This window comes from Arthrobacter sp. Y3221048 (assembly GCF_059092685.1).
Window position 1 is genome coordinate 1 of the sequence record NZ_JBNHHX010000006.1, and the last position, 12,819, is coordinate 12,819.

10 protein-coding genes, 2 pseudogenes and 1 other annotated feature are annotated in these 12,819 nt (G+C 63.9%); of the genes and pseudogenes, 4 read left to right on the forward strand and 8 right to left on the reverse strand.

The features are described 5' to 3' along the window. The first annotated feature begins 587 nt into the window (after window positions 1-587). Entirely contained in the window at window positions 588-1,208 is a 621-nt protein-coding gene (locus AC5RVS_RS15870; RefSeq protein WP_493987057.1) for a hypothetical protein, read from the forward strand. 316 nt (window positions 1,209-1,524) lie between these two features. Here AC5RVS_RS15870 and AC5RVS_RS15875 read toward each other — a convergent pair. The 5 genes and pseudogenes from AC5RVS_RS15875 to AC5RVS_RS15895 all read right to left on the reverse strand — a co-directional run. Beyond that, window positions 1,525-1,644: pseudogene (locus tag AC5RVS_RS15875) on the reverse strand (twin-arginine translocase TatA/TatE family subunit); the annotation flags it as partial. Beyond that, entirely contained in the window at window positions 1,641-1,895 is a 255-nt protein-coding gene (locus AC5RVS_RS15880) for a hypothetical protein (RefSeq protein ID WP_493987058.1), read from the reverse strand. The gene AC5RVS_RS15880 and the pseudogene AC5RVS_RS15875, both read right to left, overlap by 4 nt. 227 nt (window positions 1,896-2,122) lie before the next feature. Next, window positions 2,123-3,376 carry an FUSC family protein gene (locus AC5RVS_RS15885; RefSeq protein WP_494108862.1) on the reverse strand — a complete coding sequence of 418 codons (1,254 nt, stop codon included), beginning with the start codon at window positions 3,374-3,376 and terminating at the stop codon, window positions 2,123-2,125. A gap of 556 nt (window positions 3,377-3,932) precedes the next feature. Continuing rightward, window positions 3,933-5,027 carry an FUSC family protein gene (locus AC5RVS_RS15890; RefSeq protein WP_494108863.1) on the reverse strand — a complete coding sequence of 365 codons (1,095 nt, stop codon included), beginning with the start codon at window positions 5,025-5,027 and terminating at the stop codon, window positions 3,933-3,935. A gap of 403 nt (window positions 5,028-5,430) precedes the next feature. Continuing rightward, complete coding sequence (locus tag AC5RVS_RS15895) at window positions 5,431-6,276, reverse strand: SMP-30/gluconolactonase/LRE family protein (protein WP_494108864.1); 846 nt, start codon at window positions 6,274-6,276, stop codon at window positions 5,431-5,433. Between the two features lie 182 nt (window positions 6,277-6,458). Here AC5RVS_RS15895 and AC5RVS_RS15900 point away from each other — a divergent pair, with 182 nt between their 5' ends. Both AC5RVS_RS15900 and AC5RVS_RS15905 read left to right on the forward strand, forming a co-directional pair. Next, window positions 6,459-7,862, forward strand: coding sequence for a glucose-6-phosphate dehydrogenase (locus tag AC5RVS_RS15900; RefSeq protein ID WP_493987062.1), 1,404 nt, complete (start codon window positions 6,459-6,461; stop codon window positions 7,860-7,862). A 1-nt stretch (window position 7,863) separates the two neighbouring features. Then, window positions 7,864-9,297, forward strand: a complete 1,434-nt coding sequence (locus AC5RVS_RS15905) for a sugar porter family MFS transporter (protein WP_494108865.1) — start codon at window positions 7,864-7,866, stop codon at window positions 9,295-9,297. Window positions 9,298-9,534: 237 nt separating this feature from the next. Here AC5RVS_RS15905 and AC5RVS_RS15910 read toward each other — a convergent pair whose 3' ends face one another. After that, window positions 9,535-10,158 (reverse strand): hypothetical protein, encoded by a 624-nt coding sequence (locus AC5RVS_RS15910; protein ID WP_493987064.1) that lies wholly within the window; start codon window positions 10,156-10,158, stop codon window positions 9,535-9,537. Between the two features lie 180 nt (window positions 10,159-10,338). On the opposite strand from AC5RVS_RS15910, the pseudogene AC5RVS_RS15915 reads away from it, so the two are divergent. Beyond that, a pseudogene (locus AC5RVS_RS15915) lies at window positions 10,339-11,590 on the forward strand (IS3 family transposase). Continuing rightward, window positions 10,623-10,754, forward strand: a sequence feature (AL1L pseudoknot). It overlaps the preceding pseudogene by 132 nt. An 11-nt stretch (window positions 11,591-11,601) precedes the next feature. On the opposite strand, the gene AC5RVS_RS15920 reads toward AC5RVS_RS15915, so the two are convergent. Both AC5RVS_RS15920 and AC5RVS_RS15925 read right to left on the reverse strand, forming a co-directional pair. Further along, on the reverse strand, window positions 11,602-11,862 hold the full coding sequence (locus tag AC5RVS_RS15920) for a hypothetical protein (protein ID WP_494108866.1): 261 nt from the start codon (window positions 11,860-11,862) through the stop codon (window positions 11,602-11,604). Between the two features lie 170 nt (window positions 11,863-12,032). Beyond that, complete coding sequence (locus AC5RVS_RS15925; protein ID WP_493987067.1) at window positions 12,033-12,437, reverse strand: phage holin family protein; 405 nt, start codon at window positions 12,435-12,437, stop codon at window positions 12,033-12,035. Window positions 12,438-12,819 lie beyond the last annotated feature (382 nt).

Below are 12,819 nucleotides of genomic sequence, written 5' to 3' on the forward strand. Positions count from 1 at the left end.
GCCTGGCCGTGCCGTTCAACCCGGCGATGGATGACCTGAGCTGGTTCGCCGCATCTAGGCATTGCTCAGTTTCGGTTCAGGCCAAACTTTCGGCTGACGTGGCCACGAAGATGTGTACCTTTCAGCTATGAACAGGGTGATACTTCGCATTGCCCATCAGTTTCGCCAAGTAGGTCAGTCAGCCGACATGGGCAGTAGTCCACCGAAACCGCGGAAACACGGTGATTCGCATCTGGCGCTAACCGCCAACCAGCCTCCGACCTCACATCTCCGAAATCTTATAAACATAACTTCGTGCTCTGACCGGGTGCGGAGCAGAAAGCTGAAACGACCTATCCGGGCAATTTGCCGGGATAGGTCGTTTTTTCTGTAGGCTGCGGCCCTCCCCTTTTTTCCAAAGGGTAGAGATATTGCGCCGGAACCCGTTGACAGCCCGAAAACCGCGGGCTTATGTTGAGGCCACTATGCGCCCGGTTGGGGGGACGCAGGAACCGTCGTTCTCTCCACGGACCTGTCGCCTTTATGGCATTTACGCATAATCGTGCAGGATGAGCGACCAGCCCTCCTGCTGCCCAGGAGTTCCCATCATGAACCTCAAAAAAGCACTGCGCCTGCCCGTTTTCGTTGCATTCTTCCTCGCCGTGGGGGCCGCGCCGACCGTTGCGACGCCTGCGGAGGAAGCCCCCGTCACCTGGCCTCCCCCGGACACGGGAGGCCAGTACCTGCCCGTTCCGGAAGAATATTACGACCCGATTGAGATCAAGGCGTGCGGCACCACCGTCACCATGGAAGCCGGAGACGTCCGGGATGTTTATTACAAGTCCCGGGTGAAGCAGAACGGATCAACGATGCTGAAGTTCAAAGGGGATGCCACCGTGGACCTAACCCGTGCCTCGGATGGCGCCTTTATCGACGAACTCGACATTTCCGGAACTGCCTATCAATACATCTCAGCCGATGAGCTGACCGTTGTGGAACTCCTCAGTGGGCGCTCCATCGTGGCAGCAGCGAGCCCCGAAGAAGCCGAAATGATGGCCGCAGAAGGTTTGCCGGAGTTTGCCTACTACACACGGGGGTGGTTGGGTTTCTACAGCCAATTCTCTGAAGACCCAGAGGTGATGGAGCCAATCGCTTCGGATATCGTGCTGAACACTACCAAGCACGTGCACGATGTGTGCGAAATGCTCGATGAGGCGGCCTGGAAGTAACACCACCACCCGCCCCTTGAGGCTTTGAAGGGGATGAGACAAGCTCAGGTGCAGGTTTTGCAGGGCATCGCCTTGCCGCGACGGAGGAAAGACCCCCTGCACGACCGCGATTCCTAAGCAGGGATTTCAAGCGAAAACCGGCCTCTTTGAACTTTGTTCGTTTAGGCCGGTTTTTACGCAATGATGAAGCACACCCGCGTACCGGCTGCATGGAAGCGCCTGATGGCGCTACGCGGGGCTCGATTTTCCCACGACCAAAGCCCGCCTGAGCGGCAGGGGGTGATTTTATCGAGGTGTCAGATCTACGTGAAGGCTCCTTGACCTCGGCCTTGAAGATGCGCATCGACTGGCCCAAACTGCGGGCCACGCCCGGCAGTTTCGGTGCTCCGAACAGCAGCACGAGCAGTTCTTTTGTTGAAAGGAAACGACGAATCATTCGCCCGCTGGTTCAGCTAGGCGGAGCACGTGGTAGAGGTCCTGCACTTCCTCGCAGAGCAGGCCGGGCAAAGTATCGGGAGGTTGGAGTCTTTCACCGGTACGCAGGGCCGCGGCCATGGCCCCAAGTAGCCGGTGCAGCACGGCCGTTTCCGATGGCTGCAGCGTTGTGGGCTCGCCCTGCTGCTTGCCGTGCTCGAACTGCCAGCATGCTGCGAGTGTACGGTAGGCAAGCTGCTGCGTCGCAGCCACTGTTGGCCACGCTCTGTACCCGGTCGCACGTTGGTCGGCTGAGCCGTTGACGGCCCCGTCGAAAGTTTGTGCTAGCCGCAGGACTGCCCGCTCGAGATTCCTCCGGGCCGCCCGGAGTGGGAGCGGGTTGGTTTCTGCGAAGCTGAGTGCGGCGACGGCAGTGGCGGCCGCGTCGATCGTGTCAGCGATCACGGACGGCAGCCCGGTCCTCGGGCCCGAGGGAACGATCAGCACGAATACGGCGAGGGCGACGGCGCATCCGACCGCGGCGTCCAGGCCGCGGGCGAGCAGCAGCCCCCGGGATCCATGCCACCCTGGCCTCCGGTGGCGATCAGCAATGCTACGGCGGTAATGAAGACCACGGCCAGTACGAAGTTGCGCGCCATCGTCACCTCGATCAGGAAAGTCAGGATCATGATGGCGGCGACAAGCCCGAGGGCGTGCGGCGGGACGAGGATAAGTGCTGCCGCCAGTCCGATCCCAAGCGCCGTCCCGATAAAATACTCCAATCCGCGCTGGCTGGTGCGGCGTCGGTTGAGTCCCTGATGCAGGATCAGTACCGCGGTCGACATTGCCCAGTAGGCATGTTCCAACCCGAGGAATCCGCTGATCGTCCCGGCCAGTGCGGCTGCTGTGCCGACCCGGATGATGACCAGCAGGGACGTGGAACGGGGCTTCAGGCTTTCCGTGAGCCGCACCCAGGCTCCGGGGCGGCCTGACGCCGGCCGGCGTGGCGGAGGAAGTTCGCCGGCGATCGACCACTCCGACGCCTGACGGGCGTGAGTGCGGGCAGCTGCCGGGTCCGTCGGAGGGTCGGCGAAACGGGTGCGCGTGCCCGTCATGGCATCGGCGAAGATCAGGTTGAGTCGACGTGCCCGCTTCTGCAGCTCCCGCACGCTGCTGTGAGGAAGAGAGTATGAGGGTTCGCGGTTGATAAGCACGGTCCAGGCATCGTGCAGCGCCCTCGCCGCACTGTGCCGGGCGGCGTCCCGGCCGACGGTGCCGGCCGCATCGATGTAAGCGGTGACCGCGGTTTCCGCGGCGGCCACGGCGGACTCCTCCGGCCCGTGCGGGCGGAAGAGCGCTCCGGCCATGTGGGTCAGCCATGCAAATGCCCCGCCGGCCAGCACCAGCAGTGCGGCGCGACCAGGATCCTGTTGCGGCCCGTTCAGGCTCGTGCCGACAGCGCATACCAGGACGAACTGATACGCTCCGGGAGGACCGACGTCAAAGGCATTGCAGGCCAGTGTCGCCAGGACGGCGATCGCGACGATGGTAAGGATTCCGAGCCAGGTGACAGACGCGGCTGCGACGCCCAGACCGACGGCGGCGCTGAGGCCGAGCGCGATCACGGCAAGCAGCACAGCACGATTGCGATAGGGCCGCCCGTAGCCGTAGAGCGCAGTGAATCCGCCCAGCGCGGCCGTCAGCCCCAGGGAAAGGTCGTCGGCCAGCCATCCGATGAGCACCGGAATGCCCATGGAGGCGGCCGTTCGCAGACCGGCAGGCCAGCGCCGGGGCCCGGAGCGCACCAAGAACACGGCCCCCAGTCCCCGCGGAGCCTGAGGCGGTCTTGTGGGACCGGATTGTTCCTGCATGATTTTCCCATTCCCGCCAGGTCCGGGAGGGACGCCAGGGCGCATCCGAGGGGTTACCCGTCGGCGTGGGCGGCCCGGGGCCGCCGTCCTGCCCGTTGATGTCACAGATGTGTACACGCTCCCGTCGGCGGCGAACGCCTTTTCTAGCCGCCAGTGCGTCCACCCGCTCCCGCAGTTACGACGGCCCGTCGCCCGTTGGCCAGGGGTTTCCTCTTTTTTCAGGGCTGCACTGACCCGCTGCGACCGCTGCCGCCGCCGGACCGGATATGCGTCACGGTGCCTACGTTCAGAACCACGGAAAGCATCCCCATCCAAATTGACGGCGAATCATGGCCGTCGGCGCCGCAACGGACGTAGTCGTGGAGTCGGCGGTGCCCAGAGCCTTGGCGGTGATCGGCTGAAGCTGACCCAGTGGGCGGCTTCACGGAGCATCGCCGAATCACCTTCGGCGATTTCGATTCCGCCGCCAGTTCGACGGCCGCAGCTTGGGCAAGGATTTGGATAACCGAGGGATCCTTGCAGTACGAGTAGGAGGGGGAGTTCGAAGCCGCGCGGCACCGGCGCTGACCGCTGTGATCGCGTCCTCCGCGTCCGCACCGGCGAAGATCATCATGTCGGCTACGACCACCCGGAGTGCGACGTTTAAAGCGACCGGGAATGGGCCGGGAGACCCGTCTGGGGTGCTGATGTCCTTGAGTAAAGCTGGGACGCGGTCGACGACGGCCTGGCGCACTGTAGTATCGCCAGGTGAGCCGGCCAACTCTGCCAAGAGCCCTGCGACCCGGTCCATGGCGTTGCTGAGAGTGCCATTGTCTCCTGGGCCGCTGGCCAGCGCGGTCCTGACAAGCATGAGGCAGCTGACTCCCAGCAGGTCGAGGTGCTCGGCGCTCTCCTGTTCTTTCACGACCGGTGTGATTCGCGAGCGTCCCACCAGGGAATGCCGGGCAATCCGCCCGCTGGCACCGCGCGTCTTGCTCAGCCCGAGCAGCAGCTCGGGCAGGGCCCGCAACCGGCGCAAGGCCTGCTCGCCAGCCTCCCTATCAGCCTGGGCCAAAGCGCGAGCGGTCAGGCGGAGTCCGTCCGCCATGCCGTTCAATGCGGCCGACTCGGCCCGGCGCAGTAGCCGGACGGGCTCGGGCGTAAACAGGATCTGACTGAATACCAGCGCGACGCCGGCACCGATGACCGCGTCGACCATCCGGTCGGGGCCGACCTCACCGTCTGCGACGGCTATCGTGAGGATGGCGGCCGACGCCGCTTGTGCTATTACGAGCGGTGCGCCACCGAGGCCACGAGAGATGATCATCGCCGCGAAGGTCGCCACCGCAAGGCTGCCGAAGCCTTCACCCATGAGTAAGAGCGTAATCTCGCCGGCCAGGATCCCGACGATCACCCCCAGCAGCAGCCGCAGCGCGTTCAGCCCGCGGCTGCCGAACGGCGCGTTGAGAGCAACGACCGCGGCGATCGGCGCGAAGAAGGGGTCCGGATGATCCCCGATCAACTGCGCAAGCAGCCAGGCGATGGTAGCGGCCACCGCTCGTTGCACTATCGGCCATGCATCGCTCCGCACCCGCTGCCATGCGCGACGGCCAGCAGCGGCCAACCGCTCGCTCCACGCAGACTCAGCGACGTCGGTGCTCACGGGTGAACCCCACCAATACTGATCTGGGTCATAGTGACGAACTGGACGCGTAACGCCCTGCCCTTGAGTTCAGCAGCACCGTCACATCGAGGGGACGATCGCTGTGGGCGGCTTCATCCGGCTGAGGTGCACAGTAGACAAATGCATTCACAGGGTATCCCACGATCAGGGATCTCCACGTGGCGCCGCACAGCGCCCGGCTTCACGATCTGGCGGTGGTGCCGGCCTTTCCCATGTCGACATAATCCCACGGGGCCGACACCTTAACAAGGCGCTGGCGACACTGGCGTAACTCTCAGCCGGCGAACTCGCGTGCCGGGACACCGGCTACTTGCACGTCTGCGCTAAAAAGGGATCCGGCGAGGGGATCGTCCTCGGGTTCGAGATGCTCCCGTGAGGTGGTTATGAACAGCTGGTTCAGGGCCGGTCCGCCGAACGTGCAGGCGGTGACTTGGCGGGCGGCAACCTGCACCACTTCGTCGAGGTGGCCCTCCGGGGTATACCGCCGCACCTCTCCCGCACCGTTGATTGCCGCCCACACGGCACCCTCTGCGTCTACGGTGAGCCCATCGGGGTGTTCGTGGTCGGGCATCGCCACGAAAGTGCGTCGCCGGGTCAGTCCCGCGTTACGGTCGTAGTCGAAGACGGCAATGCTGTGGGTTGCCGTGTCGTTGTAATAGGCGAGTGACCCGTCCGGACTCCAGTCCAAGCCGTTCGAAATGGTTACTCCGTGCAATACCGGGTGAACCGAAAGATCGGGATCCAGCCGAAAGAGCGCGCCAGCGCCGGGCTGCTGATCGTATGCCATTGAACCGCAGTAGAAACGGCCGTCGGGATCGCAAGCACCCTCATTCATCCGGATGCCGGTATCGGTCCACGCATCGTCCAAGTGTGTGAGAGTTCCCTCCGGATCTTCGAGACAGAACCCGCGATCGACGCCGATCACCGCGCCGCCGCCCTGTCGCGGTCTTACTGCTGCAGCAATCGCGGCGACGTGACGCCGTGTTATCTCACCGCCGGTCGTCAAGGACAGGATGTCGCCGGCGAACATATCCACCCAGCGCAGACCGCCCCACGAGGTGGACCAAACCGGACCTTCCGCGTGGTGGGCGATGGGATCGGTGCGCTGTTCCGCACGCATGAAACTAACTCCTCGTCCGCTCTCAGCATGGCTGATACGGCGACTGCAGCTCTCTCGTCACGTTTCTCGCGTAATAATACGCTGTAACGGGGGGGCCGCGGGGTATCAGGACGACATCCGCGGTGCTAAATTGTCGTGCATATTTAGGCCAGCAGTTTCGGTCGATGAGACGGGGTCAAACTATGGTTCTGGCCGACCATCAAACCCTTCTGATTTTGGGCGCGAGCGGCGACTTAACCGCACGGCTGCTGCTGCCGGGACTGGGCGCGCTGCTGGCTACCGGCAGCGTGGAGCGCCTCCAGCTCATCGGCAGCGCAGGGGCCGATTGGGATGAGGAGCGCTGGCGCTCACAGGTCGCTGAGTCCTTCGCGGCGGCGGACGCGAGCGGAGAGCAGGTGGAAGCGGTCATCAGGAACGCCCGCTATCTCCAGTCGGACGTGACAGACCAGGACCAGCTGCGCGCGTTGCTGGAGGAATGCCGCGGACAGCTGATCCTCTACTTCGCTTTGCCTCCCGCGATCACACAGAAGGCGTGTCAGGTGCTGGGCGGCATCGGGGTGCCCGAGGGCACCCGGCTGGTCATGGAGAAGCCGTTCGGCAGCGATGCCGACAGCGCTGCGGCCCTCAACGATCTGGTGACCCGGCTCGTGCCCGAGGACCATGTGCATCGGGTGGATCATTTCGTCGCCATGCCCGCGGTGCTCAATATCCTGGGCGTGCGGTTTGCCAACCGCCTGATCGAGCCCGTACTGAACAGCCAGCATGTTGAGAGCGTGGATGTGGTCTTCGACGAGAGTTTGGCGTTGGAGGGCCGGGCCGGCTTTTATGACAGCACCGGCGCCTTGGAGGACATGATCCAGAGCCACATGCTCGAAGTCATGTCGCTGTTCGCCATGGAGCCCGTACCGACGCTGGAGGCAGAGGACGTGCGCGATGCCAAGGCGCAGGTTTTGCGCGCCACCCGGATCTGGAATGATGACCCGGTCACCTACAGCCGCCGGGCGCGTTACAGCGCGGGCGAGATCGACGGACGCAAGGTGCCCTCCTACGTGGACGAGGAGGGCATTGATAGCTCACGTGAGACCGAGACCTTCGCCGAGATCGTGCTGGCCGTGGACACCTGGCGGTGGGCGGGCGTACCGTTCCGGGTGCGCTCGGGCAAGGCCCTGGGCTCGCCGCGCACGGAGGTCACTGTCACCTTCAAGCCGCCGCAGCAGGTACCTGCCGGCATGAGCGGTTACGCTCACCCCAATCGGCTTCACATCGGCATCCCCTTGAACGCCAATGTGCTTGGCCTCGACGTGAACATCAGCGGCCGTGACGATCCGTTCGGAATCGATCCAGTCACCCTGGCAGGTAACTTCGCTGCCGGCGAGCTGCCGCCCTACGGCGAGGTGCTGAAGGGGATTCTAGAGGGCGCGCCGCCGCTCTCTGTGCGGGGTGACATGGCGGTGCAGTGTTGGAAAATTATCGAGCCGGTGCGCAAGGCCTGGCGTGAGAACCAGGTACAGCTGCAGGAGTACGAGGCAGGCAGCACCGGCCCCGGCGGCTGGCCCCTTAACGGACTTCCCGCAGGAAGGACGTGACATGGCGGCCGGCACCGGTGCATCGAGTCCGTTGGACAATATCTCCGGCAAGGGCCTGCGCAAGGTACGGCGCTGGGGGTTGTGGATCAACCTCGCCACGTTCTTGATCGGCTACGCCACCGGCGTGATCGCCGGGGCGCTGCTTTACATCCGCGGTGACCTCGATCTCGATGAGACCCAGCAGGGCCTTGTCACGAGCATCTTGCTACTCGGTGCGATGGTGGCGGCGATTTTCACCGGCAGGCTGGCCGACCGCTTTGGCCGCAGGACGATACTCGGGGTTGCTGGGGTGCTGTTCGCGGTGGGGTTCGCGGTCTCGGCGCTGGCCACGGGCTTCGCGCTGTTGATGCTGGGCCGCCTGGTCATGGGACTCGGGGTCGGCATCGCGTCGGCCCTCGTGCCTACTTACTTGGGTGAAATCTCGCCAGCGCAGATCCGGGGTAGGATGCTCACGCTCAACCAGCTGCTGCAGACCGTCGGGATGCTCGCCGCCTACGTCGTGAACCTCATCTTTAGCGCCAGCGGCAACTGGCAGGCGATGTTCTGGGTGGGCGCGGTACCGGCAGTCCTGCTCGCGGTGATTGCGGTGCGCCTCCCCGAGTCGCCGGCCTGGCTGATCGCGAGAGGACGAATCGACGCTGCAAAGAAGATGCTCGGGTCAGTCGCCGGTTCTGACGGTGCCGACGAGGTGATCGAGCGCTACCGCCACGAAGGCGAGCAGCGCCGGCAGCAGCGGGAGCGGGATCGCAGTCCCGACGAGAAGAAGGGGTGGCGTGCGCTGCTGGCTCCCCGAGTCCGCCCGGCGTTGATCGTGGCGCTCGGGCTTGCCGTTCTGCAGCAGTTCGTCGGGATCAACACGGTGCTCTATTACGCGCCGACAATCATGGAGCAGACGGGTTTGAGTGCCTCGAACTCGATCGTGTACGCGGTCATCATCGGCGTCGTCAACCTGGTGATGACGATCGTTTCTCTGAAATTGATCGACCGCATCGGCCGCCGGCCGCTGCTGCTGGTCTCGCTGATCGGCATGGGCATCTCGGTGGCCGTGCTGGGAGCCGCGTTCCTCGCAGATCTCGGCTCGGTGATCCTGCTCGTGTGCATGCTGGTTTTCGTGTCTTCGTTTGCCGTGGGGATGGGCCCGGTGCTCTGGGTAATCCTGGGGGAGATCTTCCCGTCCCAGCAGCAGGCTGAGGGCTCGGGGGCGGGCTCGGCCGCGAGCTGGCTTTCGAACTTCGTCGTGTCCGCGGCTTTCCTGCCGCTGGCCGGGGTGATTGGAACGGGTGTGGTGTTCTTGATTTTCGCGGTCGTGTGCCTGCTCGCGTTGGCGTTCGTTTACCGCTACGTGCCCGAGACCAAGGGCCGCGACTTCGAGGAGATCGACAGCGACCTGCAGGCCCGCGCGGGTGGGAAAAAGCCAGACGCCTCCGCAGCATGACCCATTCATGCATTCGACTCCGCTGCTGGTTCGCTCGACTGAAGGACTCGGCTTACCGCGCGCTGAGTCCGTCAGTTAGTCTTGTTCCGATTCTCGGATTGTTCCGAGGGCCGCTTGAACGGCTCTGCAGCATTATGCCCGATACCCTGTCTGGCTCGGAACAATCCGCGCGCGCCAGAAGCTCACCCCAGGCGATCTCATTCCAACTTCTCGAGGCGATCAGCACGCCCTGTCGCATCAGAGTTTGATGGGGAAGGTGAACATCACGATGATGCTACCGATCGCCACAACGCCGGCAAGCCCAAGCAGCATCAGACGCATCCAGGGCGCGAGTTCTCGTTGCGACATCGCGGTCAAGAACAGCACCAACGCGAACAGCACGGTCAACAAGGAGTAGTTACCTACCCGCTGATTGTTCGCCAGCGCTTGCTGAAACTTTGCGTCGGCTTGAGCGGACAGTTCAGCGGCCTCGATGGTGCCCGGTGGAACGTACTCGTCGAGAGCGAACGGACTCGGCTCCGTCCGGCCACCGGCGTCCCACGCATCGAACGCGACATGGAAGTGCGGGGTGAAATGCGCCTCGATGAACTCTCGCAGGTCGTCTCTGCCATCGGCGACCGCGAGAATCCACTCCGTGTAGATCCCCACGTCATACAGGCGGGCGTCGCGCGCCATCCCCTCAGCCACAGCCGACTGCGCACGCGCGTTCGCGGCCTGACCGGACGCGATCGACATCTCGCCACCCCAGATCGACGCCTGGAAGCCACACCATGCGGTGAGCACAGCAGTGATCGAGAGCAGGAACACGGACACCACGTCGAGGACCGGACGCTCCCGATCCACGGTGCTCGCCTCACCCATCGTCATCCTTCCCTTTCTCCGACCCCTCGAATGCGACGCAAAGCCACTCAGCCCAGTTTGATAGGTTCACCCCGCTACGGGAGGGGACCTGTTGCATCATGTCAGGGTGCCTCCGGTTGCGTTAGTTCGTTGAACCGTACTGGGTCTGGTAGAGACTCTTTCCTCACCGGAGAATGAATCATGACCAGCGGAATCAAGTACGAACAGGAATTCAAGGACCGCGCCGTGCGCTTGTATATGGAGCGGCGCGCGGAGCACCAGGAGGAGTCCAAGACGGCCACGATTAGGCACGTGGCCAAGATCGTCGGGATTCCGGATGACACATTGCGGACCTGGTCGCGGAAGGCCGAGGTCGACGCCGGGGACCGTCCCGGGGTGAGCAGCGATATCGCCGCTGACCTGCGCCGGTTGCGGCGGGAGAACGCGGAGCTGAAGCGGGCCAACGAAATCCTGACAACCGCATCGGCTTTTTTCGCAGCGGAGCTCGACCGCCCACGGCAATAATCGTTGAGTACATCGATGCTTTCAGGCACCGCTCCGGGGTCGAGCCGATCTGCCGCGTTCTGACCCGGAACGCCGGAATAAAGATCGCCCCGTGCACCTACTACGCGTATAAATCCCGCCCGCTTTCCGCCCGCGCCGCGTCGGATCTGGTGATGACCGAAGTGATCACCACTGTCCATAAGCAGAATTACGGCTGCTACGGAGTGCTCAAGATGTGGCACGCGCTGAACCGGCAGGGTCACCGGATCGGGCGCGATCGGGTGGGCCGGCTGAGGCGCCAGGCAGGCCTGTCCGGCGCCGTCAGGGGACGCCACCGCACCGTAACCCCCACCGGGACCGGGAAGCGCCCCGGCGCCCGGACCGGGTCAACCGCGGCTGGGACATCACCGTGCCGAACACCGTAGGGGTCGCGACCTTCACCTACGTGTGGACGTATGCGGGATTCTGCTACGTCTCGTTCATCACCGATGTGGCCTCCCGGATGATCCTGGGCTGGAAAGCATCCATGTCGAAGGAAGCGTCGCTGGTGACCGATGCGCTGGCCCAGGCGCTGTTCGCCCGCCGCCGCGGCAAGGTCCGGTTCACGTCCAACGGACTGATCCACCACTCCGACGCAGGCTCGCAGTACGCGTCCATCGCGTTGACCGAGAAACTGGCCGAGGCAGGGATCGCCGGTTCCATCGGAACCGTGGGAGACGCCCTCGACAACGCGCTGATGGAGTCGACCATCGGTCTCTACAAGACCGAGTTGATCGATGCCGATCCGACTCGCACGTGGACGTCGCGGCAAGCCGTTGAGACCGCAACCGCCGAGTGGGTGCACTGGTTCAACCATCAGCGTCTCCATTCATCCATCGGCTACCAGACCCCGATAGAGTACGAACACCATTGCCACCTGAACCGCACCCGGGAACCCCTGAGTGCGTGAATCCCGAGCCTCTACGAAACCCAGCACGGTTCAACTCGGCGCGGCAGATGCCGTCCCTGGGAGCACTCCAGGAGTTGGTCCATGGCTTCGGGTTGGACGGTTGCCCCTTTCAGGTCAAGGGTAATGTCCAGACCGGGTGCGAGGGAATTGGCCCGTCTGGTCACAATGTAGAGGGCTTTGACATTTTGGGTGTTCACCTCACCCCTGATCCCGATCCGGGCCTGTGAGCCCTCAATGTCCACCTGGACAAGGGCCTTCAATTTATCGCTCATTCGCCCCTCCAATGCGGTAGTGGATGAGGGTGCGGGGATCCGGGGTTCGTTTGGGGAGCGGGGAAGGCCACGTGGCCGCCATATCTCCGGACGACGGCAACACGGGATACCTATGCATCCGGCATGCCGCACCCCGCCGCAGCCGCTCACCCCCGCCGATTTAAACCTCTCTAACCGGCACGGGATCGACGGTCCGCCCGACGATCCCACCATCGGTCGATCACCAGGGTGGTCAGGAGCCAGCCGCCAAGCGCGGTCACCAGCCAGACCAGCACAGTCGCGGCGATCCACGCAACGACCCCCTCGATCCGCAGCCCGCCCGGAAAAAGCGTGGCCACCCACAGAGCGAGCAACGTGGAGAGCAGCCCGATCGCCCCGAGCACGGCCGAAGCATACCTGCGGGCCAGCTTGAAGACGATCGGTGCCAGGATCGCCTGGGCCGCCGTGAAGATTCCGATGGCCAGCAGGAAACCCGCGGGCTCAAGGCGGACGCCGTCGACCAGCCAGTTAGCGATCAGCAGGGCGGCCGCCGCCCCGAGCAGATTCACCGCCACCAACAACAAGAAGCGCACCATTACCCTCGCCATCCTCCGCTAGGCAGCAGGGCCCGCAAGGACACGCGGCCGAAACTGTCCGGACTCCCTCTCGGCGATGGCACCGAAGAAGAGAACGATGATATTGGCCAGGGAACTTAGGACATCGACCACAACCACGCCCCTGCCCGATTGATCCCGCCATCGGGGATCCGCTGGCGTGAGGACCTTTCAGGATCCGTAGCTCATCATCCCACCGCAGGGTGGGGTTGTTAATAGCTGGAACTCTGTCCCCCACGTGTCAGGGTTGTTTGAGGCCAGCCCACTCATGGCAAGTTGATGATGTAGGGCGAGAATTACAACCACGAGCAATGGCCACACCGGATCGGCCTTCATGCCGCAGCGGACGTTCACTACGGCTCGG

Excerpts from the sequence above, each read along its gene's own strand:
- AC5RVS_RS15905 (WP_494108865.1), top strand. The coding sequence starts at position 7,864 with ATGGCGGCCGGCACCGGTGCATCGAGTCCGTTGGACAATATCTCCGGC.
- AC5RVS_RS15925 (WP_493987067.1), bottom strand. The coding sequence starts at position 12,437 with ATGGTGCGCTTCTTGTTGTTGGTGGCGGTGAATCTGCTCGGGGCGGCG.
- AC5RVS_RS15870 (WP_493987057.1), top strand. The coding sequence starts at position 588 with ATGAACCTCAAAAAAGCACTGCGCCTGCCCGTTTTCGTTGCATTCTTC.
- AC5RVS_RS15895 (WP_494108864.1), bottom strand. The coding sequence starts at position 6,276 with ATGCGTGCGGAACAGCGCACCGATCCCATCGCCCACCACGCGGAAGGT.
- AC5RVS_RS15885 (WP_494108862.1), bottom strand. The coding sequence starts at position 3,376 with ATGGGCATTCCGGTGCTCATCGGATGGCTGGCCGACGACCTTTCCCTG.
- AC5RVS_RS15900 (WP_493987062.1), top strand. The coding sequence starts at position 6,459 with ATGGTTCTGGCCGACCATCAAACCCTTCTGATTTTGGGCGCGAGCGGC.
- AC5RVS_RS15920 (WP_494108866.1), bottom strand. The coding sequence starts at position 11,862 with ATGAGCGATAAATTGAAGGCCCTTGTCCAGGTGGACATTGAGGGCTCA.
- AC5RVS_RS15910 (WP_493987064.1), bottom strand. The coding sequence starts at position 10,158 with ATGGGTGAGGCGAGCACCGTGGATCGGGAGCGTCCGGTCCTCGACGTG.